Origin of the sequence: Micromonospora sp. NPDC050276 (assembly GCF_044459545.1) — a bacterium.
Classification (GTDB): domain Bacteria; phylum Actinomycetota; class Actinomycetes; order Mycobacteriales; family Micromonosporaceae; genus Micromonospora.
Genome location: NZ_JBITJA010000006.1, coordinates 65,617 through 91,838 on the forward strand (window position 1 = coordinate 65,617; position 26,222 = coordinate 91,838).

Here is a 26,222-nt window from a genome sequence, read left to right on the forward strand (position 1 = left end):
CGGGGCAGACTCGGCACATGCCGGAGCGTATCGATTTCCCCGCTCTCCTCGCCGGCCACACCGTCGTGATCGAGATGATCAACTCTGGGGACGCGGGCCTGCCGGTCCTCGCCCAGCTGCTCCGGGTGGCCCAGCCGGCGCTCGGCGCGTCCGGGATGGCGTTCGTCGAGTTCGGTCCGACCGGTGGTCGTGTGATCGCCGCGACCGGCGCGGCGGAGTGGGCCCTCGGTCGACCACTGGCGGTCGACGACCCGGACACCGTCTGCCTGCTCTCCGGGCCCCGGGTCCGCCAGGCGCGGGTGAGCGACCTCAACGGCAAGCTGGCCGGCGAGTTGGCCGGCAGCGGCCTGCGCCGGATGGCCGTCTCCCGGGCCGAGATCGGCGGTCACACCGTCGGCAGCCTGCACGCCCTCTATCCGGGCGATGACGAGCCGGACGCCGAGCAGCAGGGGGTGGTCGCCTACCTCGCGTCCTGCATCGCGCACATGTACGGCGACCAGAGTGGCCTGCCGGTGCACGGCGACGGCCCGGTGGTGGCGGCCCTCGCCGACGGGCTGGCCGTCGTCGACCGGGACGGGCACGTCCGGCTCTGGAACCCGGCCGCCGCCCAGGTCACCGGCCGGACCGTCGAGCAGGCGCTGAGCCGCCCGTTGCCGTTTCCGCTGCCGCCCTCCGGCCAGGTTCGGGACCATCGGATGCCGGACGGCCGTTGGCTGCGGATCACCTCCGGCGAGCTGCCCGGCCCGGGCACGTTGCGGGTGGTCACCTTCCGCGACATCACCGACCAGCAGCGCCGCGACCACGACCGCGAGCTGTTCGTGGCGGTGACCAGCCACGAGCTGCGCACTCCGGTCACCGTCATCAAGGGGTACGCGGACACCCTCACCGACCACTGGGAGTCGCTGACCGAGGTCGACCGACGGCAGGCGGCCCGAGTGATCGGGCAACGCGCCAACGAGTTGGCCCGGTTGGTCGACCGTCTCCTCAGCTCGGCGGCCGAGGTGGGGCCGGGCGACGACCCGCCCAGCCCGTTCGACCTCGGCGAGGCGTTGCGCTCCGCCGTCGTCGACCTGCCGGCGGAGTTGCGTCGCCGACTGGTGCTCCTTCTCCCGAGCGATCTGCCCAAGGCGCTCGGCCACCGGCCCAGCCTGGCCACCGTCCTGACCGAGTTGACGACCAACGCCGGCAAGTACTCCGCACCGGATTCGCCGATCGAGATCACTGCCTCGATCGACGGTCAACTTGTGGCGTTCCGGGTCAGTGACCGGGGCATCGGCATCCGCCCGGAGCACGTGGAGCGGGCGTTCGACCGGTTCTGGCAGGGCGAGTCCGGCGACCGGCGGGGCTATCCGGGTGCCGGACTCGGCCTCTATCTCGTCCGCCGGATCGTTGAACAACAGAATGGATGGGTATCCCTACGTCCGAGGACCGGCGGCGGTACGGTCGCAGAGGTGCGGCTACCACGCGGTTGACCGAGGTGGCGCGACGTGGAGGCGACGGTGGCAGCGGCAGCGGCAGCGAGGGATCGGGCGTGGTGCGTGGTGGTCCCCCACCACCCCGGCGGGGCACGGCTGGCCCGGCATCGGCTCGCCGCGGAGTTGGCGGACGTCGTTCCCCCGACGCTCCTCGCGGATCTGATCGCGGTGCTCGCCGAGCTGGTGGGTAACGCGGTGCGACACGCCAGACCTCTGCCCGGCGGCGTGATCCGGGTTGCCTGGTGGTTGCGGCCCTCGGCCGATGGTGCGCTGATCCAGTTGCGCGTCACCGACGGCGGCGCGAGCACCGGGCCACGGCTCCGCACGGCCAGCCCGGACGACGCGGACGGACGAGGGCTGCACATCGTGGCCGGCCTGGCCAGCCGCTGGGGCGTCGAGCAGGACGGCATGGGCCAGCGGGTCTGGGCCGAGTTCGACCCGGTCCCGGCACCCCGACCCGCCCTGGTGCCGGCGGGCTGAGTGCGGCTCGGGCGGGTCCCGGCCACGGGGGGTCCGTCGGGGCTCTAGGCTGTGACGCCGTGAGTAAGCGTCGAAAGAGCCAGCGCACCGCCACCGACACCACCCCCCGCCGCGACAAGGTGCGGGACGTCTTCGTGCCGCGTCCGTTCGACGGGCTGGTCGACGAGTCCGAGTGGATCGCGCTGCGCGAGTTGGTGCCCGCCGCCTCCGCGCCACTGCGGCTGGCGCCCGCCCTGGTCGAGGAGTTCGGTGACCGGGCCGCGACGCTCGCCACGGTGCTGCCGATGGCCGCCCCGGCGATCACCAAGCCGGACGGCCGCGTGCTCATCGGTCTCCAGCGCCACCAGCAGTCCGGCGACGTCTCCCGGGACCTGGCCGACGCGTTGCTCAGCGCGCTCCGCGCCGAGCCGGGTGGCCAGGTGACCGTGCCGCCACTGCCCGGCCCCGGCCCCCGTCTGCAGGACATCCTGGTCGACGGTCCGCTGGACATCACCATGCACGACGGCTTCGACTTCTGGCTCGACCCCGGGGCCGCCGACGATCCGACCGTCCAGGCGTCGCTGGAGCGGGCGAACGCGGCCATCTACCCGACGGTGCGGCTGACCGCGGCCAAGGCCGCGTACTGGTGTCAGGTCCCGGAGAAGGCCCACGTGCGCTGGGTGCTGCCGGACGACGAGGACGCCGCCCTGGACACGCTGGCCCGGCTCGGCGCGGCCGGCACGCTGACGCTCGGCGAGCAGACCAAGTTCGCCGGCATGTTCCGCGCGCACGGTCGGCTGGTGCCGGTCTGGGACCTGCCGGAGGAGACCCCGGCGGCCGAGTGGGAGGAGCCGGTGGCGCAGTTCGCCAAGCGGTACGCCGAGGCGCTCGCCGTCACCGACCCGCTGGACGCCGCCGGCCGTCGCGCCCGCCAGGGGCTGCTCGGCCGTCAGCTCACCCTGCGCTGAGCCGAGCCGTCCCGCTGGCCGGCGACGGTAGCGGGTCGCGGGTGATCGGGCAGGACATGCAGCGCGGGCCGCCCCGGCCGGAGCCCAACTCGGAGCCGGCGATCGGGATGACCTCGATGCCGGCCCGCTCCAGTTGGGCGTTCGTCTCGGTGTTGCGCTCGTAGCCGACGCAGAGCCGAGGGGCCAGCGCGAGAGTGTTGTTGCCGTCGTCCCACTGCTCGCGTTCCGCGGTGACCGGGTCCAGCCCGGTGTCGATCACCCGCAGCAGGTCGAGGTCCATCGCGTCGGCGGCGGCCCGCAGGAACGGCGCTGGGCCGTCCACCCGCGGGTCCTCGCCGTCCGCGCCGGCGATCACGGTGTACGCGGACAGCGTGCTGGCGATGTTGGGATACATCAGGACGGCGTCCACGTCGACCATCGTGCACACGGTGTCGAGGTGCATGGTGGCGCGTTTCTGGGCGATCGGCACCACCAGGATGGTGTGGGCCAGCCCGGCGGCGAAGACCTGCCGGCCGAGGCGTTCGGCACCGGCCGGCGTGGTCCGCTCGCCGACCCCGACCGCCAGTACCCCGGGTGCGAGCAGCAGCACGTCCCCGCCCTCCAGGTGCTCGAGGTCGGGGCGGTAGACGAACTCGGTGCCGGCGAATCGAGGGTGGTGGCGGTAGATGGCGTCGGTCAGGGTGGTCTCGCGCCGGCGGGCCGGCATGGCCAGGCTGGTGACGCCGACCCGATCGCCGATCCACAGCGACGAGTCACGGGTGAACAGCAGGTTGGGCAACGGGTCGATGACGAAGTCGTGCCGGTCCATCAGCGTGTAGACCAGTCCGCCCGGTCGCTCCGAGCTGATCCGCAACTCCTCGTGGGCCAGCCCGGCGGTGAGCACGTCGGCCAGGGCGGCCGGGTCCAGGTAGGAGAGGTGGTCGGCGACGCGGGCGCGGAGGGTGTCGCCGAGCCGTCGGGAACGCAGCACCTGTTCGGTGAGTTCGGCCCGGGCGTCCGCGACGGCAAGCGTCTCGGCCAGCAGGGTGGCCAGGTAGAGCACCTCGACACCGCGCTCGCGCAGGGCGGCGGCGAACGCGTCGTGCTCCTCCTGGGCGCGCCCCACCCAAGGGATCGCGTCGAACAGGAGCGAGTCGTTGTTGCGTGGGGTGAGCCGGGCCAGTTCGGGGCCGGGCCGGTGCAGCAGTACGGTGCCGAGCCGCCCGACTTCACTGTCGACGTAGTGGGTCACTCCCGCAGCGTAGGGCAGGGTTTAGCGGCATCCGAGAAAAGAACTGTGGATGAATATGGCATTCATCCACAGTCACTCCGGCGCTCCGGCTTGCCGAACACCGGTAGTGGCAACGTAGGGTAGTGAGGACATAACTTCGAGGGACCTTTTGCCGGAGGTCGCGATGACTGTCTTTCCCGCACGACGAGCCGTACCGTCCGCTCGGGCACTGCCGCCCGTCGCGGTGCCACACCCCCGCGTCGAGTCGCCGGGGGTTCTCGAACCGGTCCGTCCGACACCGCTCGAATGGGCCCGCCGCCGTCGGGCCGAGCGGGGTGCACGCCGCCTGGAGGCGGCCGGGGCGCGGGCGTTGGGCCAACTCGATCACCTCGGGCCTGCCTGGCACGTGATCGAGTGGCCCCGCACCGACGTGACAGACGTCCTCGACCACGGTCAGGATGATCGAGCCGGGTTCCTCGCCATCGGGCCGAGTGGCCTCTTCGCCGTGACCATCGCCGACCACGGCCGGGCCCGGGTGCTCGTCGCCGGAGACGTGGTGCAGATCAACGGCAAGCGACCCCCGTACGTGGCGGAGTCCCGCCGGGACGCCAAGCGGGCCAGCAAGGCGCTCTCCGACGCGGTGGGGCTGCCCGTTCCGGTGACGCCGGTGCTGACCTTCGTCGGGTCTGGCGTGATCAGCGTCTACGGCCTTCCGAAGGACTGCCTGATGGCCACTCACCGGGAGTTGGACCGGCTGCTCGTGGCCGGTGGCAGCCGGATCAGCCCGGCCACCGCCGAGAAGCTTTCCCGGGTCGCCCAGCACCCCAGCACCTGGCTGAACGGCACGTACCGTCCAACAGCCGACTACCGGTGGTATGACGAGGGCCGAACGGCCGCTGACAAGCCGGCCCACCGCCGGTAACGTCACCGGCGACGCCACGCGGCTCCGGTCCCCCCTTCACCTCACCGGTTTCCGCGCCGTCACCGGTCGCCTCGGTTCACGCTGCGCGGTCCGGTGACCCGGTGCGCTCGGTGATACCGTCGGCGACCCGCTAGCGTGGACAGTCGATCGGTGCACATAGGAGGCGCGGTGGCCCACGTCGAACTTTCGCTCTCGGAAGCGTTCGTGCCGGCGGCGCGGGCCTCGACAGAGCCGGAGTCCGACAACGTCGGCCAATGGTCCTCGACAGTCTCCCGGGCCGACGAGCCGTGTCTGCTGATCGACGCTGACACCCGGGTGGTGGCGATCTCCACGGCCGGCTGCGAGTTGCTCTGTCTGGGCGAGCCGGCCGGGCTGATCGGGCGACCGCTGCTCGACGGCGGGCTCCGCCTGCTCGACTTCACGGCCAACCGGGGCGAGCTGACCGAAGCCGAGATCGACAAGATCCCGCCGTTGTTGGCGCTCTCCTCCGGCCGACTCGCCCGTGGACTACTCCGGGTGCAGGCGGCCTCGCCGAACAGCTCCGACGCGACGGTCGACGCGATCTCCACCCCGGTGCTCACCGACGGCAATGTCGCCGGCTCACTCACCTTCTTCTCCGAGGTCTGACCTGCGGCGCAGTGTGTCCTTCGCCGCACGCGGCGTTGCCGGGGTGGACCCCCACGAAGGCCGTAGGGTGCCCTCATGCTCGATATCGCTCTGCTGCCAGGGGAATACGCAGTGTGCCGGTTGGCCGCCGGCACCACCCTGCCGTACACGTTGTCGAGCGGGCTGCGCGGCGCCGATGTGGTCACGGTGAGCTGGACCTCCGACGGGATCTCGGTGATCTGCCCGACCGACCGGGCACCGGCGCAGGCGGTGGTGGAGACGACCTGGCGCTGTCTGCGGGTCACCGCCCCGGTGGAGCTACCCGGCACCGGCAGCCTGGCCGCGCTCGTCGACCCGCTCGCCGAGGCGCGGGTCAGCACCGTCACATTCTCCACGTTCGACACCGACTACCTGCTCGTGCCGACGGTCCGGCTGACCGAGGGCACGGTCGCGCTCCAGCGGGCCGGGCACCGCGTCACCGGCTGACCTTCACCCGACCGGCCGCTCACCCTACGATGGGCTCGGCCACCCCGGCCGCGATCGAATTCTCCGATGTCCCGAGGATCGGCCCGTGCCGTTCACCCCGCCCCTCCCCGCGTCCCCCTCCGCGCGGGCGACGATGCACGTCCCGCCGACGACTCGTGGCCGGGCAGCAGACCGCGTTGCTCGGCGGACCGCCGCCCGGACCCTGCCGATGGCGCTCATGTCGCTCGCCGTCGCCGCGCTGGCCGGCTGCGGCGCCCCACCCGGGCTGGGCGAGCCGACCGGCGTGCCCACCCCCGCCGCGGCCCCGACGACATCCGGGCCGAGCACGGCACCCGTCACCCCGCCGGCCACCGCACCATCTCTCGGTACGATCACGCCCACTCCGGACGCCGGTGTGGTCGCGACGCCCTGCCGGAACGGGCCGAGCGGGCAACGGGTGGTGCAACTGTTGCGCGGCCGGGCGGGAGTGCTGCCGGGGAACGTCCGGGTCCAGGTCCACACCGGGCCGCTCTGCGCCGGTGATTGGCAGTTCACCGTGCTGGAGGTGACCGGGCACGAGGAACTCCAGGTGGTCACCCGGGGCGAGCCCAGCGCCCCGGTGCTGGTCACCGCCGGCACGGACGTGTGCACCATCGAGGTACGCGCCACGAGCCCGGCCGGGATCCGCACCCTCGCCTGCGACGCCGGCCCCGCCGCCGGGCCGGGTGCGTAGGCTGATCGGCATGCCGGGAACACCGCCGACACGTTTCGTCTACCTCGGGCCGGAGGGCACCTTCGCCGAGCAGGCCCTGCGCTCCGTACCAGCCGCCGAGCGTGGCACCCGCACGCCCGCCCGCAGCGTCGGGGAGGCACTGGACAGCGTCCGGGCCAGCGACGCCGACGCCGCGCTGGTCCCACTGGAAAACTCGATCGGCGGCGCGGTGGGCGTCACGCTCGACGAGATGGCCGAGGGCGAGCCGTTGGTGATCACCCGGGAGGTGATCCTGCCGGTGGAGTTCGTGCTCGCCGCGCGGCCCGGCACCTCGCTGACCTCGATCCACACCGTGGCGGCCCACCCGCAGGCGTCCACCCAGTGCCGGGGCTGGTTGCGCGACCACCTGCCCGACGCCGTGGTGGTCGACGTGCTGTCCAATGGCGCCGCCGCCGCTGGCGCCGGCACCGGCGAGTACGACGCGGCGATCTGCGCACCGATCGGAGCGTCCCGGCACCGGCTCACGACACTCGCCGACAAGATCGCCGACCACCCGGACGCGGTGACCCGGTTCGCGCTGGTGTCCCGCCCCGGGCCGCCACCGCCACCGACCGGTGACGACCTCACCTCGCTCGCGGTCTACATCGCCCACGACCGGGTCGGCGCGCTGCTGTCCGTGCTGATGGAGTTGGCCGTCCGGGGCGTCAACCTGACCCGGATCGAGTCCCGTCCGACCGGCGAGGCGCTCGGCCGCTACGTCTTCTTCCTGGACTGCACCGGCCACGTGGCCGACGTACGCCTGGGCGAGGCGCTGCAGGGGCTCCGCCGAGTCTGCGCCGACGTGCGCTTCCTCGGCTCGTACCCCCGACACCGGTGGGCCGAGGCGGCGGGTGAACGACCGGTGCCCGCGCCGGCGGGACTCTCCGACGTCGACTACGCCGACGCGGCGGCCTGGCTGGCCCGACTGCGTACCGGTGAATTGACCTGACCGGGCGGGGGCGCCCCAAAGATCGGGAGCGCCCCGCGCCGCTGCGGTCAGCTCAGCAGACCACCGAGCAGGCCGCCCTCCTGCTGCTGCTGGCCGCTGCCCATGACCGGCGGCTCCTCGGACGGCTGCACCACCACGAAGCCCTGACCGGCGAAGCTCATCGTGAACGACTCACCGGTACGACGGCCGAGCAGTGTGCCGAGGCCGAGCTGCTCGGCGCGGTGGTAGCCGGTCTGGAGGTTGGCCGACCAGCAGACCGCGGCCTGCGGGTCGACGTACGTCGGGGCGTCCACGTTGAGCACAACCGGGGTGCCCTTGGTGGTGATGGCGATCCGGCCGTAGCCGCTGAACACACAGTTGAACAGGCCGGACGACGAGGCCATCCCGGCACCGCCGACCATCCTGATGTCGTACTGCAGGGTGGAGTCGAAGGCGAGCACGCTGGAGCCGTTGATGGAGAGGGCGTCGCCCGGCTCCAGGTCGATGATGTGCACGTCCTTCGCAAGCTCGGCGAGGAAGACGTCACCCTGGCCGGAGACCTTCATCAGCGGGACGCCCTCGCCGGTGAGCTTCTGCTTGAGGAACTTGCCGAGCCCGCCGGAGCCCAGCGCCTGGAACTGCACGTTCCCCTGGTAGGCGACCATCGACCCGACCCGGGCCATCGCCTCGCCGTTGAGCTCGATCTTCAACATCTTGGAGTTCTGCAGCCGCATGCCGGGCTGCGCGGACTCCTTCTCCAGATTCTCCGCGGAGAACAGCTCGCTGCGCATGAAAGGGCCTCCTGAATAGGGTCGCGTTCGCTGAACCGACGGTAGGCGACCTCAGCAACCACCGGCCATCGGCCGTGCGGCGCGGCGCGGTCAGTTGGCTGGTCGTCGGGTGGCTGGTCGTCGAGCGGGCTGGTCTTAGCCCCAGCCGAGCGCGTGCAGTCGCGCGTCGTCGATACCGAAGTGGTGGGCGATCTCGTGCACCACGGTGACCGCCACCTCGTCGATGACGTCCTCGTCGCTGTCGCAGATCCGCAGGATCGGACGGCGGTAGATGAAGATCCGGTCCGGCAGCACGCCGGAGTAATCCCAGCCGCGAGTGGTGAGTGCGTGCCCCTCGTAGAGGCCGAGCAGTTCGGTCTCCCCAGGTGGTGGGTCGTCCTCGACCAGGATCACCACGTTGTTCATCAGGCCGAGCAGTTCCTCGGGCACCTCGTCGAGGGCTTCGCCGACCAACTCCTCGAAGCGCTCACGGCTCATCTCCACCGGCACCTCGCCCATTGTGCCCGACGCGGGAGCACTCGGCCCGGTGCTGCGGGACACCGTGACGGGAGGATCCGCACGTACACGGAGGAAGCGACCACCCGGGACCGGGCGGCGGCTCCATCCGTGGACGTGCGGTTGTGGGTCGAGCGGCTCAGGCGGCCAGGCGGGCGCTGAGGGTGATCTCGGCACCCGGCGAGAGCAGGCGGGAGATCGGGCAGTTGGCCTTGGCGGCCTCGGCGAGCTTCTGGAACTCCGCGTCGTCGATCCCCGGGACCTGGCCGACAGTCTCCAGATCGATCCGGGTCACGGTCATGCCGGCGTCGGTCTTGTCCAGGTGAACCTTGGCGGTGGTCTCGACCGAGGTGGCCGTCGAACCCGCGTCGGCGAGCGCCTTGGAGAAGGCCATCGAGAAGCAGCCGGCGTGCGCGGCGGCGATCAGCTCCTCGGGGTTGGTGCCCTCGCCCTCCTCGAAGCGCGACTTGAAGGAGTAGTTGCCGGACAGGCCGCCCTTACCGGTGCGGACAGTGCCCGCGCCCTCGGTCAGATTGCCCTGCCATTGTGCTGAAGCGGTACGGATAGGCATGGGGCAAACGCTAGCGGAAAGGCGACCGCCGAGCGACAGACCGGCGAGCTCGCCAGCCCTGCGATCCCTGTCACCACCAGCTGACTGTGCCATGATGCGACCCAGGTCCGTGACCGGCGGAAGGATGGCCGATGTCCGAGGAGCTTCCGATCCCACGGCAGGGCGACCGGTCCGAGGCCCCGGCCGTGATCGAGTGGGGTGCCGTCGACCCGACCCCGCGCCGCCGATTCGGTTGGTCGCTGGCCGGTTTCGCGCAGGACCCCCGGCTGCCGCTGCTGCTCGCCGGTCTGGGCGCGGTGGCCGCGGTCGCCTCACTGGTTGGCGAGTGGCTGGTGATGAGCCTGCCGAACGGCGGGCCCGAGGGGAACGCGACGATCGAGGTGCCCGCCGGGGTGTCCGAGGTCGGCGGCTTCGGGGTCGGTTACCTGGTCGGGCTGCTCGCCCTGGTCTGCACGGTGGCGTTGGCGTTGCGCGGCACGGCGTCCGTACGGCCGAACGCCCGGTTGGTTGGCCTCACCCTGGCCGGTGCCCTGCTGGCGCTGCTGGTTGCCGCCACGGCCACCCTCGACGACCCCGGTCAGCGAAACTTCTTCTACTCGCCGCAGGACGGCTTCCGGGCCGAGTACGGCCGCGGCCTGGTGATGGCGTTCGCCGCCTGCGTGCTGTTCGCGGCTGCCCTACGGTTGGCCCCGCCGGCAGCCCCCGGCGCGTTCGCCGGACCACCGGACGATGACCGGCCCGCCGACCCGCCAGCACCGCGCCCCTGGCGCCGCCGTCGAGACCGCGACCCGATCGAGGACGGCCTGCCCGCCCCAGCCGACCTGACGGTAACCCCAGCCGCCCCCTTCACCCACCCCGAAAACCCCAGCTAACCCCACCCCGCCTCGCCCCACCCCGGCTCGCCCCGCCCCGGCTCGCCCCGCCTCGCCTTGCCCCGCCCCGTCGATCAAGGAGTCGTGGTGGGTGACAAAACAACCGTCGCCGCATCAAACGGGCACCACAACTCCATGATCGACGAGGGCGGGCACCAAACCCTGCACGACCACCCCGCACCACCCCGCACCGCGCCGCGATCTTGCAGTTTCTGTCGCGACATAAGGGGCATGTTGGGCGAATCGGCAACCGAAAGTGCAAGATCGACGTGATGGAGCGCGAGGCAGCGCGCGGGGCACGGGAGAGCGCGGGGCGCGGGGCACGGGAGAGCGCGGGGCGCGGGGCACGAGGCAGCACGCGGGGCGCGGGGCACGAGGCAGCACGCGGGGCGCGGGGCACGGGAGAGCGCGGGGCGTGGGGCACGGGAGAGTGTGTGACGCGGGGCGCGGGGGGGGTGCGGGGACATCTTGTGGGTGGCGGGCGTTGGCGTCCGATTCGCCTGGAAGCCATGGATGCGACCCGTTCCGCGAGGTACGGTTGCTGCCCGCCGTCACGCCGGGCCTCGGTTTCCTTGGCCGTGGCAGGTGCGACGGCGGCGGGCGAAGGAGGAACGATGACCCGCCCGGGACTGCCCAAGTTGATCGCGACCGACCTCGACGGGACGCTGGTCCGCAGCGATGACACCGTCTCCGCGTACACCCATGGGGTGCTCGACCGGGTGCGCGCCGCCGGAATTCCGGTGGTCGGCGCGACTGGACGCGGCCCTCGGTTGACCGAGTTGACCCGCAACGACATCCGGGCCGCCGATTTCCTGGTGATGGCCGGCGGCGGCCGAGTGGTGGACCAGAGCGACCCGAGCGGCCCGGTGGTGCTCCGTGACGAGCGGCTGCCTGCCGAGGTGTTGGCCCGGCTGCTCGCCGACCTGGAGGCGGAGGTCGGCCCGCTGACGGTGATGGTCGAGGCGTCCGACGAGCACGACGCCCCGCTGTGGGGTGACTATCACGAGAGCTGGCCCTACCAGGACCGTTTCGAGGCCCGCACGCGCGACGAGTGCCTCTCCTGTGACGTGATCAAGGCGTTCGCCCGGACCGCCGACCATCACGTGGACGAACTGCTGGCGGTGGCCCGCCGGATTGTTCCGCCGCAGGTCGCCACGCTCACCCAGGCCGGGCTGGGCTTCATCGAGATCTGCCCGCCCGGCGTGGACAAGGCGACCGGGCTGACCGTGGTGGCGCAGACCCTCGGGGTCGACCCGGCCGACGTGCTGGTCTTCGGTGACATGCCCAACGACCTGCCGATGTTCGAGTGGGCCGGCTGGTCGCGGGTGGCCGTGGCCAACGCGCACCCCACGCTGCGCGCCGCCGCCGACGAGGTGACCTTGCGCAACGACGACGACGGGGTGGCGGTGTATCTGGACCGGCTACTGTCCCGGTAATGGGAGACACGCCCCGCCTCATCGCCACCGACATCGACGGCACGCTGATCCGCGACGACCAAACAGTCAGCCCCCGCACTGCCGGCCTGCTCGCACGGATCTCCGCGCGGGGCACGCCGGTCGTCCTGGTCACGGGCCGTCCGGTCCGCTGGCTCAAGACGGTGTACGACCAGCTCGCCGAGCCGCTGCCGGCGGTCTGCGCCAATGGGGCTGTGGTCTACGACCCGTTCGAGGACGAGGTGGTGCGGGCTGACCCGCTCGCGCCGCACCACCTGGCCGAGGTGGCCCGGAGGCTACGCGCCGAGGTGCCCGGGATCAGCTTCGCCGTGGAGATCGCGGACAGCCGGGAGATGCGACACGAGGCGCACTACCCGCTGCGCTGGGACGTCGACCCCACCGGCATCCGGCCGATCGAGACGCCGGAGGAGTTGCTTTCGCTGCCGGCGGTGAAGCTCCTCGCCCGAGCCGGGGAGCAGGACCCGGATGCCTTCGCCGAGCTGATCGCCACGGCGGTGGCGGGATTGGCCGAGGCCACCCACTCGTCGTCCTCCGGGCTGGTGGAGATTTCCGCGGCGGGGGTGACCAAGGCGGCCGGCCTGGCCTGGTACTGCGACCAGCTCGGGGTGGCCGCGGCGGACGTCCTGGCCTTCGGCGACATGCCCAACGACGTGCCGATGCTGACCTGGGCCGGGCGGGGCGTGGCGGTGGCCAACGCGCACCGCGCCGTCCTGGCGGTCGCTGACGACGTGACGACGGCGAACACCGAGGACGGCGTGGCGGCGTACCTGGAGAAGGTCTTCGGGGTGGACTGAGGTCAGAGGTACTGCCCGGTGTTGTGGCCCTCACCACCGCCGGGCTGGCCGATACCCGGCATGCCCGGCACGACACCGCCGGGGCCGCTGGGCAGCGCCTGCCGGCCGCCGCGCATCTGCTCCAGCTGCACCCGGGCGGCCATCTGCTGGGCCACCAGGGCCGCCTGGATGCCGTGGAACAGCCCCTCCAGCCAGCCGACGAGCTGGGCGTGCGCGATCCGCAACTCGCCCTCGCTGGGGGCCTTGTCCTCGGCGAAGGGCAGCGAGATGCGTTCCAACTCGTCGCGCAGCTCTGGGGCGAGGCCCTCCTTGAGTTCGACGATCGACCGCTCGTGGATCTCCCGCATCCGGTTGCGGCTGGCGTCGTCGAGCGGCGCGGCCTTCACCTCCTCCAGCAACTGCTTGATCATGCTGCCGATCCGCATCACCTTGGCCGGCTGTTCGACCAGGCGGGTTGGGTCCTCGCCCTGGCCCTCGTCGGTCTGCATCGTGCCGATCGGCCGGCCGTCCGGGCCGACCACCACAACGGTGCCGGAGTGGCCGGACTCGTCGGGGCCGGGCTCGTCGTTCTGTCCAGCGGAGCGCGCTTCGGTCATGGGGTCCATCTTTACCCAGCCGGCGCGAGCCATGCCGCCCGGGACCGACTCCCCGGGGCCGAACCACCCGGGCGGGGCGCGCTACCGTCGCGCCATGTCTGCCGACCCGCGCGCCGTGCTGACCCGGCCCGCACCGGAGCCCGACCGGACCGTGGCGTACGGCGACGACCCGAATCAGGTGGTGGACCTGCGCCGGCCGGCGGGCAGCGGTCCGGGGCGGCCGCTGGTCGTCGTCCTGCACGGTGGTTTCTGGCGGGCCGAGTACGACCGACGGCACACCGGCCCGCTGGCCGCAGCGCTCGCCGCCAGCGGCTACCCGGTGGCGCAGCTGGAGTACCGCCGCACCGGCCAGTCGGGGGGTGGTTGGCCGGGCACCCTGACCGACGTACTGAGCGGGGTGGCGGAGCTGCCCGCGCTGGCCGCCGAGGCGCTGCCCGGCCGGGTGAGCCTGGCCGCGCCGCTCCTGCTCGGGCACTCCGCCGGCGGCCACTTGGCGCTGTACGCGGCGGCCACCGCCCCGGCGACGGTGGGCGGGGTGCTCGCCCTGGCCCCGGTGGCCGATCTGGGCGAGGCGTACCGGCGTGATCTGGACTCGGGCGCGGTCGCCGCGCTGCTCGGCGGTGGCCCGGCGGAGGTCCCGGACCGGTACGCGGCTGCGGATCCACGGATGTTGGTACCGACACAAACACGGACGGTAGTCATACATGGCTCGGAGGATCAGCAGGTTCCGGCGGAGATGAGCCGGACCTTCGTCACAACGGCGCGTGCCGCAGGATCCGATATTTCCCTTGTAGAACTGCCCGGATGCGAGCATTTCGGGCTGATCGATCCGGAGTCCGCTGCCTGGCCTCAGGTCCTGGCTGCATTGCGGTCCTTGCACGATGATCACTAGCCATTGACGCAGCGTCGCGGACCAGGTAGAACGCCGAGGGGCGGTGTTCGGCCCGGTAATGCTCCTTGAAAGGAACTCGGTGTCGCAGATGAATCGCAGGCGGGCGCTCCAACTGTTGGCCGCGCTCGGTACCACCGGGTTCGTCGCCGGGTGTGGCTCGGACAGTGACGCCGAACCGACCGCCAACCGCAGCCCGGTCAAGATCGGACTGATCACGCCCCAGGCCGGCGGTTTCAAGAGCATCGGCGACGACATCACCAACGGCTTCCAACTCTTCCTCGACCTGCACGACCAGCGGCTGGGCGGCCACCCGGTGGAGCTGCTGACCGCCGACGAGGGCGACACCGCGAAGACCGGCAAGGCCGCCGTCGACGGCCTGCTCAAGCAGGGCGTGCTGGCGCTCACCGGAGTGGTCAACTCGGCGGTGATGGTCGGCATCCGGGACACCGTGGAGCAGGCCCGGGTCCCGCTGATCGGCTCCAACGCCTCGCCGAGCAGCCTGCAGAGCGTCTTCTACATCTGGCGGACGTCGTACGTGCTGGACGAGGCCGGTCGGGCACTGGGCCGCTACCTGCGCGACCAACTGCCGGCGAACGGCCGCGTGGCGATCATCGTGCCGGAGAACGTCGGCAGCCCGGACGTGGTGCGCGGCTTCCGGCAGGAGTTCGGTGCCAACGACCCGCGGATCGCCGACCCGGTGACCTACACCAGCGCCACCCCCAACCCGGGCAAGACGACGTTCGCCTCGGACATCACCAAGGCGCTGGCCAAGAGGCCCACGGCCGTCTTCTGCTTCTTCGCCGGGGCGGCCGCGATCGAGTTCATCAAGCAGTTGCGGGAGAAGTTCGCCGGACCGATCTACGCGCCCGGCTTCCTCACCGAGGGCACCGTGCTGGACAACCTGAAGGACAACGCGCTGGGCATCCAGACCGCGCTGAACTACTCGGCCGACCTGAACAACACGTCGAACCGGGTCTTCGCCTCGGCGTACCGCAAGAAGTACCAGGTCACGCCGACCACGTACGCCATGGCGTCGTACGACGCCGCGCAGGTGCTGGACCAGGCCATCCAGCTGGCCGGCGGAGAGCCCACGCCGCAGCAGGTCAACCTGGCGCTGGGCAAGATCGGCCAGATCGACAGCCCGCGCGGCATCTGGCAGTTCAACCAGCCGCGTACCCCGCAGCAGAAGTGGTACCTGCGCGAGGTGCAGCGCGACGGTCAGGTCATGTCGAACGTGCTGATCAACGAGCTGGCCACGCTGGGCTGAACGCCCCACCCGCAGCACGATCCGGGGCCGGTCTCCCAGTGGGAGGCCGGCCCCGGCCGTACGCGGATCAGTGCCGCAGCTCGGCGATGCAGCACTTGACGCTGCCGCCGCCCTTCTTCAGCTCGGCCAGCTCGACGGGGACCGGCGTGTATCCGGCGGCCTTGAGCTTGCCGGCCAGGCGGGTGGCCTCGCTGTTGAGCACCACGTTCTTGCCGTCGCTGACCAGGTTGAGCCCGAAGGCCATCGCGTCCTCGTCGTCGGCGATCACCGCGTCCGGGAAGAGTTGGGTGAGCACCCGCTGGCTGGCCGCGGAGAACGCGCCCGGGAAGTAGACGACGTTCGCGTCGTCGATGGCGGCGAGCGCCACGTCCAGGTGGTAGAAGCGGGGGTCGATCAGACGCAGCGACACCACCGGGCGGCCCAACGCCTCCTGCGCCTCGGCGTGCGCCGGGATCTCGGTGCGGAAGCCGTGTCCGGCCAGGATGAGCCCGCCGTGCGCCTCCGGCACGTACGCGAAGTCGCCCTCACCCTCGTTGGTCTCGCTGGGTGCGATGAACCGCCAGCCCTGCGCCTCGTAGAAGGCGTGGTGGGCGGCGGCCTCGGCGGCCCGCTGCTCGTGCTTGAACCGGGCGCCGTAGACGCTGCCGTCCACCACGAACCCGCCGTTGGCGGCGTAGACCATGTCGGGCAGACCCTGCTCCGGGGTGAGCAGGTGCACCTGGTGGCCGAGGCCGACCAGCGTCTCGCGCAGTCGGTCCCACTGCTTGACGGCCAGGTCCCGGTCCACCGGGGTGGTCACGTCCATCCACGGGTTGATCGCATACTCGACCGCGAAGTAATCCGGCGAGCACATGAGATATGTCCGCTTTCGCGGGAATCGCTGCTGGTCCACGGTCACCAAGAGTAGGTACCGTGGAACGTTGAAAACAGCCACAACCGTTGCTTGCCAGAGGCGGAACGTTGCAGATAGACGCGGTAGACCAGCGGATCATTGCGTTACTCGTCGCGGACGCCCGCGCGTCCTACGCCGATATCGGGGCTCGGGTGTCACTCTCCGCCCCGGCGGTCAAGCGTCGCGTCGACCGGCTCCGCGCCACGGGCGTGATCAGGGGATTCACGGCCGTCGTTGACCCGGCCGCCGTCGGCTGGACCACGGAGGCGTTCGTCGAGCTGTTCTGCGCCGGCCGCACCACCCCGGCGCAGATTGGCGTGGCCGCCCGCCGGCACCCCGAAGTCGTCGGCGCGTACACCGTCTCCGGTGAGGCGGACGCCCTCGTGCACCTGCGCGCCGCCGACATCGCGCACCTGGAGGCAGCGCTGGAACGGCTGCGTGCCGAATCCTTCGTGACCTCCACCCGCAGCACCATCGTGCTCTCCCGGCTGGTCGAATCCCCAGGCGTCGGCCCGTCTTCCGGCACCCCTTGACCTCAACCCAGGTTGAGGCGATGGACTGACCCCCGAGTGGGCGGCGTCGCCCAGCACGGCCGAGGGGATGTCATGAGGGCGATCTGGTTACGTGAGTTCGGCGGACCCGAGGTGCTGGTGCCCGGTCCGGCGCCCGATCCGACACCCGGCCCCGGCCAGGTGCTGATCGACGTCGCACACGCGAACATCACGTTCGTCGAGACCCAGGTGCGCTCCGGTCGCCCCGGCCCGTTCCGCGTCACCCCGCCGCTGATCCTGGGCAACGGCGTCAGCGGGGTGATCGCGGCGGTCGGGTCGGACGTCGACCCGGCGCGGCTCGGGCAGCGCGTGGTCAGTGCCACCGGAGGTTCCGGCGGGTACGCCGAACGCGCGGCTGTGGACGCGTCCGCGCCGATCGTGGTGCCGGACGGGTTGGCGCTGGACGAGGCGGTGGCGCTGCTGGCCGACGGGCGCACCGCCACCATGTTGATCGAGGCGGTCGGCGTCCGAGCCGGTGACCGGGTGCTGGTGGAAGCCGCGGCGGGCGGCGTGGGCAGCCTGTTGGTGCAGCTCGCGGCCCGAGCCGGTGCCCGGGTGATCGGCGCGGCCGGTGGGCGAGACAAGGTGGACCTGCTACCCGGCCTGGGCGCCGAGCTCGCCGTCGACTACCTCCGACCCGACTGGACCGAGCGCGTCCGAGCTGCGGTGGGCGGGGTGGACGTGGTGCTCGACGGGGTCGGTGGGTCGGTGGCCCGAAGCGCTTTCGACCTGCTCGCCCCGGGTGGCCGGATGGTCAGCTTCGGGCTGGCGAGCGGGGAGTGGTCCCCGGTGTCGGCAGAGGCCGCCACGGCACGCCAGGTCACCCTGATCCGGCCGGACGTGCCGCCAGCGCGGCTGCGCGCGTACACCGAACAGGCCCTGGCGGACGCGGCGGCCGGCCGCCTGCGACCGCTCATCGGCCAGCGATTTCCGTTGGAACGCGCCGCCGAAGCGCACGCCGCCATCGAGGCGCGCGCAACGGTCGGCAAGACCCTGCTGGACGTCGCCTGATCGGGTTCAGAGGTACATGCCGGTGCGATGCTCCGACTCGTCGCGGCGGACCGGCTTGTCGCCCTCACCGAAGAACCGCTTGCCGCCGAACTCGCCGTGCAGACGGTCGTCCAACTCGTCGGCGAGACCGGTCATCACCTGCACCGCCAGCATCAGATGGGTGGCCTGGAAGTTGCGGCCGAACACCGGGATGGACGCCCAGACCGTGTCGTCGGCGCAGTAGAGGCGGCCGATCGGCATCCGGTTCGTCAGCTCGGAGAGCTTGACGTAGAGCCGTTCGGTCGGCTCCACCTCGGTGAGCACCGGGGAGAAGACGTCCACCAGCGGCGGATTGTCGCGTACCCGCACGAAGACCATCGCCGAGCCGGCGCGGATGGTGATGTCGCCGTCCGAGTCGATCTGCAACCGGTCGGTGTCCGACTTCAACATCGTGGAGACCACGGTACGGACCCGGTCGGCCAGGTCGAGCACGTCGTCCCGCTCGACCTGCGCGGCGGCGGCCTCGGCCAGCGCCTCCTCCAGGTCGGCCTCGACGTCGGCATCCGGGCCGAACTCGCTGCGGGCGGTGCCCAGCGGGTCGACGGCCAGCGGTTCGCCCTCGGTGTCCTGCACCGAGTAGACGAGGAAGGCCGGGTGCGGGGCGCCGTACACGTCACGCAGCGTCCGGGACAGCAGCGCGGCGATCCGGGTCGACTCGGTCGTCGTACCGTCCAGACCGAAGGAACCGCCGGAACCGGCGACCACCCCGGGCGGGGACCACCCGAGCGCGATCATGTCGGCCACCGCGCCCCGGTCCAGGCGGTAGCCGGCCGGTAGGGCGGCGTTCCCGACCGCGCGGGCGGACAACACGCCGTCCGCGTCCACGTCGACACTTATCGAATAGACGGCATCCCCGGTGCCGGACGCGGTGGGGTCCAGGGTCACGTCGAGGTGCGCGCCGACGGGGAGTTCCCGCAGCCGTACGGCGAGTGCGCGGGCGAACTCCCGCCACGCCTCGGTCACCTTCGCCCGCAGGTCGGTGGTGCTGGGCTCGTCGAGCAGGATCGATTCCGCCGGCTCAGTCGAAGCGCCGGGCAGCTCACCGTGCGGCGCCGAGGGGTGGTCAGCCGTCATGATCGCCTCCGTCCGTCACGATCACCCTACCCACGCCACTGGTGGGCCGAATCAGCCCGGACCGGGATCGGACAGCGACGGTCAGGGGGCCGTCGGATCGGCGGGATCGGCGCCCAGCTCGACCGGCCAGCTGCCCGCCAGCGCGCTGAGCCGGGCCGCGACGTCCGCCGGGTCCGCACCCCGGCCAACCGCCAACCCGAAGAGGTACGCGGTGACCGGCGCACCCGGCCGCAGCACCTGGTGCGCGACGTCCCGGGCCAGGTCCAGCACCGCGGGCACGGGAACCCCGGCCGGGTCCAGATCCAACTCCGCGCACACCGCCGTGACCCAGTCGTCCATCACCGTCATCGCGCCCACTCCTCCGCCCGGCGTACGTCTTCGTCAGTGTCGCAGTCGAACCAGGGCGGCGGGCCCTCGCCGGACCAGGGCACCTCCCGCACGACGAGACCGGCCAGCAACGCCCGGACCGGAGCACCGGACAGGCTGTCGCCCCGCTCGACCGTCAACCGATCCAACGCCGCCCGCAGCGCCGCGACCCGCCAGACACCGCAGAGCGACTGCCGTCGGCCGTCCCCGTCGACGAAGCACGCCCCGTCGGGTCGCCGCTCGCTGCCGGTGGGGCCGACGCGGGTGGGGTGTGCGGAGGGAGAGCCACCGCCCGCCGGGACCGTGCCGGGGGCCGCCGGGACCGTGCCGGGGGCCGTGCCGGGGGCCGCCGGGACCGTGCCGGGGGCCGCCGGGGTTCCGCCGGAGGCCTGGCCGGCGAGCTGGTGCAGCAGCTCGCCGATCGCGGCCCGGGTGAGCAGCGGCAGGTCGGCGGCGAGCAGCGCGACCAGGGCGGTGTCGGGCGCCAGCAACGCCAGGCCGGTAGCGGCGGCGGCGACCGGGCCCCCGCCGGGCGGATCCTCGCGGACGACCCGAACGCCGGACGGGACGACGTCGGCCGCACCGACCAGCACCCGCGGCGTCGCGTCGGCGACGGCGGCCAGCACCCGGTCGCGCATCGGCCGGCCGCCGACCGGAAGCGCGGGCTTGTCGACCCCGCCCATCCGCCGGGCGGCCCCGCCCGCGAGCACAACAGCGGCGTACGTCTCCATCCGGCCACCGTAGCCCTGCCAGCGCCCGTCCGCGCCGGCCCGACCCCTCGCCCCGGTGATCATGAAGTTATCGCTCGACACGCCGACGACACGCGCGGACAACTTCATGATCAACGCTCGGGGTTGGGGGTGGGTGGGGTTGGTGCGGGGTGGAGGATGGCGGGATGGGACGGGCAACTGATCGACGCGGCGTACTCCGGATCGACCTGGACGCTGCGACCGCCGGGCGTGGGTCGGTCCGCCGACCGGACACGCTCGCGGTGGAGGAGCCGCTGGAGATCCGGGTCGGCGCGGCCGGCCCCGGCCGGCGGAAGCCGCTCGCCGTCACCATGCGCACCCCGGGCGACGACCTGGATCTGGCCATCGGGTTCCTGCTGACGGAAGGGCTGATCCGGTCGACCGACGACGTGCTGACCGCGCAGCTCTGCGCCGGCGCGGAGACGCCGAACACGTACAACGTGGTGGACGTGGTGCTGGCCCCCGGTGTGCCCGAGCCGACCACCGACCCGTCCCGGAACTTCTACACGACCAGTTCCTGCGGGGTCTGCGGCAAGGCCAGCATCGACGCGGTACGCACCCGGTCACTCTTTCCGGTCTCGACGGATCCGCTGAGCGTGCCGGCCACGCTGCTCGCCGAGCTGCCCGACCGGTTGCGCGCCGCCCAGCGCGGCTTCGATCGGACCGGCGGGCTGCACGCGGCGGGGTTGTTCACCCCGGAGGGTGAGCTGGTGGTGCTCCGGGAGGACGTGGGCCGGCACAACGCGGTGGACAAGGTGATCGGCTGGGCCGTACGGGAACGTCGGCTGCCGCTGGCCGGGCACCTGCTGCTGGTCTCCGGACGGGCCAGTTTCGAGCTGACCCAGAAGGCGTGGATGGCGGGGTTGCCGCTGCTGGCCGCGGTGTCCGCCCCGAGCACCCTCGCCGCCGAGTTGGCCGACGAGGCGGGGATGACGCTGGTCGGCTTCCTGCGCGGCCGGACCATGAACGTCTACACCGGGCCGCACCGGATCACGCTGGAGCAGCCGGCCTGACCGCCGGGTGGTCCGTCAGCGACCGATCCGGTCGATGAGGTCGAACAGGGCCAGCCGGGCGGCGGCGTCGCGGGCGATCAGGAAGCCGGCGATGCCGAGGATCCAGCCCAACGCGCTGCCCGCCTTGGTGACGATCCAGGTGTTCAGCCGGGCCAGTACCGGTTCGACCAACTGCGGCCGGGCCACCCTGGCGCCGAGCAACAACACCGCCGGCAGCACCATGACCAGGCAGTACCCGGCGAGCAGCGCCACCACGGTCGCCGCGCCGACCCCCGAGGTGGCCAGCAGACCCACCGCGCCGAGGTACGGGAGCATGGTCGCCACCTCGGCGAGCGCGGCGAGCAGCGCGAGCCCGACCAGCCAGCGCGCCGAGGAGTCGCCGGCGGTCGCCCGGTCCCGCCAGCGCAGCACGCCACCGGTACGGGGACGTCGCTTGCCGTCGTAGCGGAAGCTGAGTGCCAACATGCCCACGCCCAGGACGAGTTGCGCCCAGAGGACGGCCCGGTTGTCCAACGCGCCGCCCAGCGCGTCACCCAACGTGCTGCCGCCCCAGACCAGCAGCAGCCCCACCGCGAGGTAGAACGCGGCGATCGTGGCGAGGTAGCCCAGGATCCGCCGGGCGTTGACCGGCCCGGGGGCGAGCAGCAGCCAGACCGGGATGAAGAGGGTGCCGATGCTGGTGCTGTCGATCAACGCCAGCCCGGCCAGCGACAGCAGCAGTTCGGGGGTCATGTCGTACCAACGCGGGAAGCGGCCACGAGATCATTCTCCGGCGGTGGTCGCCCTGCCGCGTCGGCCGTGGACAGGAGCAACGCGTACATCCTTCGACGGACTATCGAGGGTTGACCCAGCCGGTGAAACGTTCGGTCAGGCCATCCGGTGTCGTGCCGTACAGCTCGGTCAGGTGTTCGGTCGCCTCGGCTTGCAGCGCCTTCAGGTGCTCGACCAGCTCGTCGGGTCGACCGCGGTACTTGCCGAGCAGGCGCAGTTTCGCGGCGGAGCAGGGCCAGGCGATCCCGCACGTGCGGCAGCGCCAGGACGGTTTGAGCAGCGGATGTTCCGCGTTCTCGGTCATCGGCCAAGCCGCGCTCGTTCGCGCCGCGTCGGCGGGCGGGTCGGGCCGGACTGGCTGGTCGGGCCGGACTGGCTGGTCGGGCTCGACGCGCTGGTCGGCCCGGACGCCAACAGGTCGGCCCCTTCACGAAGCACGAACAACTCCCGCTTCGCCCGTGCGCTGCCGTCCGGTCCCAGCTCGTACGCCTCGATCCAGGTCCAGCCGTGGTAGGTGTGCCGGTCGGTCAACTCGCGGATGACTCGTACCGTGATGGGCCTGACGAACTGCGGGCTTGCCGCCCGGGACAGACGTACGAGGTCGCCGGCCCTCATCGTCCCGGTCATCGCGGCACCGCCACGGTGGGGCGGGTTCGTGGGCTTCGGCTTGTCCGGCATGGCTTCCCCCTCCTCGTTGGGAGGGCCGCCCCTGAGTGCTCGCCCACGAGGCGGCCCCGGCACGAACGTGACCGCCGGGTCTCGGATGGTCCCTGCCGGTCACGCCGTCTCCGCAGAAGACTTCCAAGGGTTGCCAGCCGAATACACTGCGTAGGAATATCTCCTGTGGACGTCCCGGACGTACTGGAGGAGAAGCGGATGAACCGCGCTGTCGCCGAAGCCATGTCGAAGTCCGGCCTGACCGCCGACCGCCTCGCCGCCCAGATCGGGGTCGATCCCAAGACGGCGGCCAAGTGGGCGAACCCGGGACGGATTCCGCAGACGCGCCACCGGTCGAAGGTCGCCGAGGTCCTGGGCCGCGACGAGGAAGACCTCTGGCCCGACCTGTACAAGCGGCGCGAGCCGGCGTGGCTCCGGCCGTGGACGGACATCGAGCGCGAGGCGGTGGGGCTCCGGTGGTACGAGTCCGCCGTGTTGCCCGGTCTCCTCCAGACCGAGGCGTACGCGCGCGCCGTGCTGAGCAGCGGGCTCTGGGCCGACGACGACCTGGAGGCACACGTGGAGACCCGTCTCCGCCGGCAGGCCGCCGTGTTCGATCGACCTCGGCCTCCGTTGAGCGTCTTCGTCATCGACGAGGCGGCGCTGCGTCGGGGACGGCCCGACATCATGGCCGACCAGCTCGACCACCTGATGACGCTCGCCGATCGGCCGGCGGTGATGATCCACGTCCTGCCCCTGACGGCGGGGTTCCACCCCGGCCAGGCCGGGCCGTTCGTCATCGCCAGCACACCGGATGGCGGCGACGTCGGCTACCTCGACGACCAGGCGGCCGGCCGCATCAGTAATGACGTTGCTCCGCTGTGGGCGGTCTGGGATAGCATCAGGTCGTTAGCGCTACCGCGAGACCTGACCATCGACCTGATGAGAGCGCGAGCATGGATGACCTGAGCGGCGCCCGTTGGCGCAAGAGCACCCGCAGCAGCTCGAACGGTGGCGCGTGCGTCGAGGTGGCCGACAACCTGCCGGGTGTCGTGCTCGTCCGCGACACCAAAGACCGGGACGGCGGCACGCTGACCTTCGGGCCAGCCGCCTGGGCGGGCTTCGTCGAGCTGGCCAAGAAGATCGGCCGCGCCGGCTGACCCGTCCCAGCTTCCAGAGGTCTGGTCGCCGACGGTGAGTGACGCAGCCGGCGATCTCTGCGGCGGGCGACGACGTCAGTTGACCAGGACGATCCTTCCGGGTGCGTGGCGCGCCTCGCTCAACTCGTGTGCCGCCGCGGCCTGGTCGAGCGGAAACGTGGCCGCGACGGGAATGTGCAGCCGACCGGATTCGGCAAGGCGCACGGCGATGTCGAGGCCGTGTACCGCTAGCACATCGGCACCGGCCCCCACTGCCTTGCCAGTCCGATCCGCAGGTGCGCCATGCGACAGGTGGACGCCGTGGGCGGCGGCCTCGAAATCGGCGATCGTCACCACGCGTGCCGCATCTCCGGCGATGTCGATCAGGTCGGGCAGTGCTCCTCCGGCGCAGTCGAACACCGCGTCGACCCCGCCCGTCGCCAACCTGCGGATCCGCCCGGGCAACCCTGGGCCATACGTCGTCGGGACCGTGCCGAGCGACCGCAGGAACTCGTGATTGCGCTCACTCGCCGTGCCGATGACAACCGCGCCACGGGTGGCTGCGACCTGCACGGCGACGCTGCCGACCGCGCCAGCCGCGCCATGCACCAGCACCGTGTGCCCCGCCGCGACCCCGAGCCGATCGAGAACGCGAGTGGCCGTCTCGACGCTGCCGGCAGCGCCGCCCGCCTCCGCCCAACTCCACGCGGCGGGCTTACCGGCCCATGCGCTCAGCACCACGTGGTCGGCGTTCGCGCCACGGGTGGCCGGCGAGGCCATGCCGAACACCTGATCGCCGACGGTGACGCCGGTAACGGCGTCACCCACCTCGTCGACCACGCCAGCCGCCTCGAAGCCGGTTCGGTACGGGAACGTCACGGGAACCACGTCGGCCAGCTTCCCGGAGCGAATGCGTACCTCCCCCGTCGAGATCCCGGACGCCCGGACAGCGATGCGGACCTCACCCGGCCCGGCGTGCGGGGCCACGACCTCGGTGACGTGCACAACGCTGGGCGGCCCGAACTCGGTGAATACGACAGCTCTCATGAGCCGAACCGTAACGGAGCACCCCGTCCGGTTAGCTAAAGTGAGACCGGTGACGGTCGAAGTGAGACAAGCCCAGCGGTCGGATGCGCGCGACAACCGGGATCGGATTCTGGCCGTCGCTCGACTGGCGTTCGCGACCAACGGCCTAGACGTGCCGATCCGGGAGATCGCACGGCGGGCACGCGTCGGCGCCGCCACGATCTACCGGCATTTCCCCACCAAGGACGCGCTGCTCGCCGAGGCATTCGCCGAACAGATGACCGCGTGCTCGGTAATAGTCGAGGAGGGACTCGCTCAGCCCGACGCCTGGCTGGGTTTCCGCCTGGTGGTGGAGAAGCTCATGGAGACGCACGCCCACGATCGAGGCTTCGCCCGCGCCTTCATCAGTCAACTGCCCCAGGAAGCCGGCTTCGCCGCCGATCGCACCCGAACACTGCGCATGCTGGCCGAACTCGTCGATCGCGCACGCGCGACAGGAGAGCTTCGGGGCGACTTCGTTCTCGAGGACCTGATCCTGGCGCTGATGGCAAACGAAGGCATCCGAGCCGAGTCAACTGCCAAGCGCCTGGCAGCCGCCCGTCGTTTCGCGGCATTCATGATTCAGTCATTCCAGACAAGTACCACGCGAACGCCACTGCCGCCAGCCGTCCGCCTACCGCTCTCCACTCCCTGACCGACGCGCGGCGGCGACGGTGTCGGCGTCAGCCGGTGCCGGACGTGTCGGCCGCATTCTGCCCATGTCAGGTCAGGTCGAGGATGCTCCAGTTGGTGGGGAGCACCTTCGCCGCCGTCTTGGGTCGCACTGTCGCGTAGTGCGCCTCATGAATGAGCGCCGCACTGGCGGCATGGCCGAACGAGATGTCTCCGTCTGCGCCGCGAGCCAGCATGCCGGTGTCCCGGACGTCGTCGGCGTCGAGCGGCAGCAGGCGAATCATCGGGGCAGTCATCATCAGGGCCAGTAGCGCGGCTTCGATCTCGTCGCCCACACGCGCGAAGGCGACCGCCAGACAGGTCGCCGGGACGGCCACCTGCCGACCCTCCTCGGCGACCTCCAGCATCAGCTCCCCCACCGAGACGTTGCCCTCGACGTAGGCCGTCAACGCCGAGGCGTCGAACACGGCCGCGATCCGCTCGCTCATCCGGCGCGTCCCAACATCCGGCGCCCCTCGGCCAGGGCGTCCGCCGGAATGGGTGTGGCCAGCCGTTCCCGCCACCTCGCCCGGCCCGCCTCGGTCGCCTCGATGCCGGCTCGCCGCAGCACCTCGTCGAGGTGCACGCGGGCCATCTGGACCCGGACCGCCGCAGTGATCGCGGCCGAGACGTTGGGCTGCTGGTCGAGCCACTCCGCCACGTCGTCGGGGAGGCTCACGGAGCGCTTCACGGTCATGCCCTCCAGC

34 protein-coding genes are annotated in these 26,222 nt (G+C 71.7%); 19 read left to right on the forward strand and 15 right to left on the reverse strand.

The window, feature by feature from the left end; genetic code table 11:
* The first annotated feature begins 17 nt into the window (after positions 1 to 17).
* The 3 genes from ACIBF8_RS14270 (at position 18) to ACIBF8_RS14280 (ending at position 2,902) form a co-directional block, all read left to right on the forward strand.
* Positions 18 to 1,472 (forward strand): ATP-binding protein, encoded by a 1,455-nt coding sequence (locus tag ACIBF8_RS14270; protein WP_396783220.1) that lies wholly within the window; start codon positions 18 to 20, stop codon positions 1,470 to 1,472.
* A gap of 66 nt (positions 1,473 to 1,538) precedes the next feature.
* Positions 1,539 to 1,955 carry an ATP-binding protein gene (locus ACIBF8_RS14275; RefSeq protein ID WP_396783751.1) on the forward strand — a complete coding sequence of 139 codons (417 nt, stop codon included), beginning with the start codon at positions 1,539 to 1,541 and terminating at the stop codon, positions 1,953 to 1,955.
* Positions 1,956 to 2,014: 59 nt separating this feature from the next.
* Positions 2,015 to 2,902 carry a DUF5926 family protein gene (locus ACIBF8_RS14280; protein WP_396783221.1) on the forward strand — a complete coding sequence of 296 codons (888 nt, stop codon included), beginning with the start codon at positions 2,015 to 2,017 and terminating at the stop codon, positions 2,900 to 2,902.
* On the opposite strand, the gene ACIBF8_RS14285 is transcribed toward ACIBF8_RS14280, so the two are convergent.
* Positions 2,889 to 4,133, reverse strand: a complete 1,245-nt coding sequence (locus ACIBF8_RS14285; protein WP_396783222.1) for an arginine deiminase — start codon at positions 4,131 to 4,133, stop codon at positions 2,889 to 2,891. The genes ACIBF8_RS14280 and ACIBF8_RS14285 overlap by 14 nt on opposite strands.
* 163 nt (positions 4,134 to 4,296) lie before the next feature.
* Between ACIBF8_RS14285 and ACIBF8_RS14290 the strand changes: the two genes are divergently transcribed.
* From ACIBF8_RS14290 to pheA, 5 genes are all read left to right on the forward strand, one after another.
* Positions 4,297 to 5,034, forward strand: a complete 738-nt coding sequence (locus ACIBF8_RS14290) for a hypothetical protein (RefSeq protein WP_396783224.1) — start codon at positions 4,297 to 4,299, stop codon at positions 5,032 to 5,034.
* A gap of 168 nt (positions 5,035 to 5,202) precedes the next feature.
* The gene (locus ACIBF8_RS14295) at positions 5,203 to 5,661 is read left to right on the forward strand and encodes a hypothetical protein (RefSeq protein WP_396783225.1); all 459 of its coding nucleotides are present in this window, start codon (positions 5,203 to 5,205) and stop codon (positions 5,659 to 5,661) included.
* Positions 5,662 to 5,736: 75 nt separating this feature from the next.
* Positions 5,737 to 6,126: an ACT domain-containing protein gene (locus tag ACIBF8_RS14300; protein WP_396783226.1), complete on the forward strand. Its 390-nt coding sequence runs from the start codon at positions 5,737 to 5,739 to the stop codon at positions 6,124 to 6,126.
* Positions 6,127 to 6,334: 208 nt separating this feature from the next.
* Entirely contained in the window at positions 6,335 to 6,838 is a 504-nt protein-coding gene (locus ACIBF8_RS14305; protein ID WP_396783227.1) for a hypothetical protein, read from the forward strand.
* A 10-nt stretch (positions 6,839 to 6,848) separates the two neighbouring features.
* The gene (gene pheA, locus ACIBF8_RS14310) at positions 6,849 to 7,805 is read left to right on the forward strand and encodes a prephenate dehydratase (protein ID WP_396783228.1); all 957 of its coding nucleotides are present in this window, start codon (positions 6,849 to 6,851) and stop codon (positions 7,803 to 7,805) included.
* A 47-nt stretch (positions 7,806 to 7,852) separates the two neighbouring features.
* Here the strand turns inward: pheA and ACIBF8_RS14315 are convergent, their stop codons facing one another.
* From ACIBF8_RS14315 to ACIBF8_RS14325, 3 genes are all read right to left on the reverse strand, one after another.
* The gene (locus ACIBF8_RS14315; protein WP_030487734.1) at positions 7,853 to 8,575 is read right to left on the reverse strand and encodes an AIM24 family protein; all 723 of its coding nucleotides are present in this window, start codon (positions 8,573 to 8,575) and stop codon (positions 7,853 to 7,855) included.
* Positions 8,576 to 8,710: 135 nt separating this feature from the next.
* On the reverse strand, positions 8,711 to 9,058 hold the full coding sequence (locus ACIBF8_RS14320) for a metallopeptidase family protein (protein WP_396783752.1): 348 nt from the start codon (positions 9,056 to 9,058) through the stop codon (positions 8,711 to 8,713).
* Between the two features lie 151 nt (positions 9,059 to 9,209).
* On the reverse strand, positions 9,210 to 9,641 hold the full coding sequence (locus ACIBF8_RS14325; RefSeq protein WP_130405704.1) for an OsmC family protein: 432 nt from the start codon (positions 9,639 to 9,641) through the stop codon (positions 9,210 to 9,212).
* A gap of 131 nt (positions 9,642 to 9,772) precedes the next feature.
* On the opposite strand from ACIBF8_RS14325, the gene ACIBF8_RS14330 reads away from it, so the two are divergent.
* The 3 genes from ACIBF8_RS14330 to ACIBF8_RS14340 all read left to right on the forward strand — a co-directional run bounded on the left by ACIBF8_RS14330 (position 9,773) and on the right by ACIBF8_RS14340 (position 12,761).
* A complete protein-coding gene (locus tag ACIBF8_RS14330; protein ID WP_396783230.1) occupies positions 9,773 to 10,513 on the forward strand; it encodes a hypothetical protein in 741 nt (246 codons plus the stop codon).
* A gap of 614 nt (positions 10,514 to 11,127) precedes the next feature.
* Positions 11,128 to 11,949 (forward strand): HAD family hydrolase, encoded by an 822-nt coding sequence (locus ACIBF8_RS14335; RefSeq protein WP_396783232.1) that lies wholly within the window; start codon positions 11,128 to 11,130, stop codon positions 11,947 to 11,949.
* Entirely contained in the window at positions 11,949 to 12,761 is an 813-nt protein-coding gene (locus tag ACIBF8_RS14340; RefSeq protein ID WP_396783233.1) for an HAD family hydrolase, read from the forward strand. The genes ACIBF8_RS14335 and ACIBF8_RS14340 overlap by 1 nt, the downstream gene beginning before the upstream one ends.
* Before the next feature lie 2 nt (positions 12,762 to 12,763).
* Here ACIBF8_RS14340 and ACIBF8_RS14345 read toward each other — a convergent pair whose 3' ends face one another.
* A complete protein-coding gene (locus ACIBF8_RS14345; RefSeq protein ID WP_124823513.1) occupies positions 12,764 to 13,366 on the reverse strand; it encodes a bacterial proteasome activator family protein in 603 nt (200 codons plus the stop codon).
* 85 nt (positions 13,367 to 13,451) lie between these two features.
* Here ACIBF8_RS14345 and ACIBF8_RS14350 point away from each other — a divergent pair, with 85 nt between their 5' ends.
* Both ACIBF8_RS14350 and ACIBF8_RS14355 read left to right on the forward strand, forming a co-directional pair.
* Positions 13,452 to 14,249, forward strand: coding sequence for an alpha/beta hydrolase family protein (locus tag ACIBF8_RS14350; RefSeq protein ID WP_396783235.1), 798 nt, complete (start codon positions 13,452 to 13,454; stop codon positions 14,247 to 14,249).
* 79 nt (positions 14,250 to 14,328) lie between these two features.
* On the forward strand, positions 14,329 to 15,516 hold the full coding sequence (locus ACIBF8_RS14355) for an ABC transporter substrate-binding protein (protein WP_396783237.1): 1,188 nt from the start codon (positions 14,329 to 14,331) through the stop codon (positions 15,514 to 15,516).
* Between the two features lie 67 nt (positions 15,517 to 15,583).
* Here the strand turns inward: ACIBF8_RS14355 and ddaH are convergent, their stop codons facing one another.
* On the reverse strand, positions 15,584 to 16,417 hold the full coding sequence (gene ddaH / locus ACIBF8_RS14360) for a dimethylargininase (protein ID WP_396783239.1): 834 nt from the start codon (positions 16,415 to 16,417) through the stop codon (positions 15,584 to 15,586).
* A 59-nt stretch (positions 16,418 to 16,476) separates the two neighbouring features.
* Between ddaH and ACIBF8_RS14365 the strand changes: the two genes are divergently transcribed.
* Positions 16,477 to 16,941, forward strand: coding sequence for an Lrp/AsnC family transcriptional regulator (locus tag ACIBF8_RS14365; protein WP_124823507.1), 465 nt, complete (start codon positions 16,477 to 16,479; stop codon positions 16,939 to 16,941).
* A gap of 72 nt (positions 16,942 to 17,013) precedes the next feature.
* Positions 17,014 to 17,970 (forward strand): zinc-binding dehydrogenase, encoded by a 957-nt coding sequence (locus tag ACIBF8_RS14370; RefSeq protein ID WP_396783241.1) that lies wholly within the window; start codon positions 17,014 to 17,016, stop codon positions 17,968 to 17,970.
* Positions 17,971 to 17,976: 6 nt separating this feature from the next.
* Here ACIBF8_RS14370 and ACIBF8_RS14375 read toward each other — a convergent pair whose 3' ends face one another.
* The 3 genes from ACIBF8_RS14375 to ACIBF8_RS14385 form a co-directional block, all read right to left on the reverse strand.
* Entirely contained in the window at positions 17,977 to 19,083 is a 1,107-nt protein-coding gene (locus tag ACIBF8_RS14375) for a T3SS (YopN, CesT) and YbjN peptide-binding chaperone 1 (protein WP_396783242.1), read from the reverse strand.
* Positions 19,084 to 19,164: 81 nt separating this feature from the next.
* Positions 19,165 to 19,431: a DUF6457 domain-containing protein gene (locus tag ACIBF8_RS14380; protein WP_396783244.1), complete on the reverse strand. Its 267-nt coding sequence runs from the start codon at positions 19,429 to 19,431 to the stop codon at positions 19,165 to 19,167.
* Positions 19,428 to 20,180 carry a molybdenum cofactor guanylyltransferase gene (locus ACIBF8_RS14385; RefSeq protein WP_396783753.1) on the reverse strand — a complete coding sequence of 251 codons (753 nt, stop codon included), beginning with the start codon at positions 20,178 to 20,180 and terminating at the stop codon, positions 19,428 to 19,430. Before ACIBF8_RS14385 ends, ACIBF8_RS14380 begins: the two co-directional genes overlap by 4 nt.
* Positions 20,181 to 20,344: 164 nt before the next feature.
* Here ACIBF8_RS14385 and fdhD point away from each other — a divergent pair, with 164 nt between their 5' ends.
* Positions 20,345 to 21,211 carry a formate dehydrogenase accessory sulfurtransferase FdhD gene (gene fdhD / locus ACIBF8_RS14390; protein ID WP_396783245.1) on the forward strand — a complete coding sequence of 289 codons (867 nt, stop codon included), beginning with the start codon at positions 20,345 to 20,347 and terminating at the stop codon, positions 21,209 to 21,211.
* A 15-nt stretch (positions 21,212 to 21,226) separates the two neighbouring features.
* On the opposite strand, the gene ACIBF8_RS14395 is transcribed toward fdhD, so the two are convergent.
* From ACIBF8_RS14395 to ACIBF8_RS14405, 3 genes are all read right to left on the reverse strand, one after another.
* Positions 21,227 to 21,943: a GAP family protein gene (locus tag ACIBF8_RS14395; RefSeq protein ID WP_396783247.1), complete on the reverse strand. Its 717-nt coding sequence runs from the start codon at positions 21,941 to 21,943 to the stop codon at positions 21,227 to 21,229.
* A gap of 100 nt (positions 21,944 to 22,043) precedes the next feature.
* The gene (locus ACIBF8_RS14400) at positions 22,044 to 22,286 is read right to left on the reverse strand and encodes a flavin reductase (protein WP_396783249.1); all 243 of its coding nucleotides are present in this window, start codon (positions 22,284 to 22,286) and stop codon (positions 22,044 to 22,046) included.
* A complete protein-coding gene (locus tag ACIBF8_RS14405; protein WP_396783251.1) occupies positions 22,283 to 22,660 on the reverse strand; it encodes a hypothetical protein in 378 nt (125 codons plus the stop codon). The genes ACIBF8_RS14400 and ACIBF8_RS14405 overlap by 4 nt, the downstream gene beginning before the upstream one ends.
* A gap of 198 nt (positions 22,661 to 22,858) precedes the next feature.
* On the opposite strand from ACIBF8_RS14405, the gene ACIBF8_RS14410 reads away from it, so the two are divergent.
* The gene (locus ACIBF8_RS14410) at positions 22,859 to 23,608 is read left to right on the forward strand and encodes a Scr1 family TA system antitoxin-like transcriptional regulator (protein WP_396783252.1); all 750 of its coding nucleotides are present in this window, start codon (positions 22,859 to 22,861) and stop codon (positions 23,606 to 23,608) included.
* Positions 23,605 to 23,799 carry a DUF397 domain-containing protein gene (locus ACIBF8_RS14415; RefSeq protein WP_396783754.1) on the forward strand — a complete coding sequence of 65 codons (195 nt, stop codon included), beginning with the start codon at positions 23,605 to 23,607 and terminating at the stop codon, positions 23,797 to 23,799. The genes ACIBF8_RS14410 and ACIBF8_RS14415 overlap by 4 nt, the downstream gene beginning before the upstream one ends.
* Before the next feature lie 75 nt (positions 23,800 to 23,874).
* Here ACIBF8_RS14415 and ACIBF8_RS14420 read toward each other — a convergent pair whose 3' ends face one another.
* Positions 23,875 to 24,825, reverse strand: coding sequence for an NADP-dependent oxidoreductase (locus tag ACIBF8_RS14420; protein WP_396783253.1), 951 nt, complete (start codon positions 24,823 to 24,825; stop codon positions 23,875 to 23,877).
* Between the two features lie 49 nt (positions 24,826 to 24,874).
* Here ACIBF8_RS14420 and ACIBF8_RS14425 point away from each other — a divergent pair, with 49 nt between their 5' ends.
* Entirely contained in the window at positions 24,875 to 25,498 is a 624-nt protein-coding gene (locus ACIBF8_RS14425; RefSeq protein WP_396783254.1) for a TetR/AcrR family transcriptional regulator, read from the forward strand.
* Positions 25,499 to 25,565: 67 nt separating this feature from the next.
* Here the strand turns inward: ACIBF8_RS14425 and ACIBF8_RS14430 are convergent, their stop codons facing one another.
* Both ACIBF8_RS14430 and ACIBF8_RS14435 read right to left on the reverse strand, forming a co-directional pair.
* On the reverse strand, positions 25,566 to 25,964 hold the full coding sequence (locus tag ACIBF8_RS14430; protein WP_396783255.1) for a hypothetical protein: 399 nt from the start codon (positions 25,962 to 25,964) through the stop codon (positions 25,566 to 25,568).
* Positions 25,961 to 26,212 (reverse strand): hypothetical protein, encoded by a 252-nt coding sequence (locus ACIBF8_RS14435; RefSeq protein WP_282305772.1) that lies wholly within the window; start codon positions 26,210 to 26,212, stop codon positions 25,961 to 25,963. The genes ACIBF8_RS14430 and ACIBF8_RS14435 overlap by 4 nt, the downstream gene beginning before the upstream one ends.
* Positions 26,213 to 26,222 lie beyond the last annotated feature (10 nt).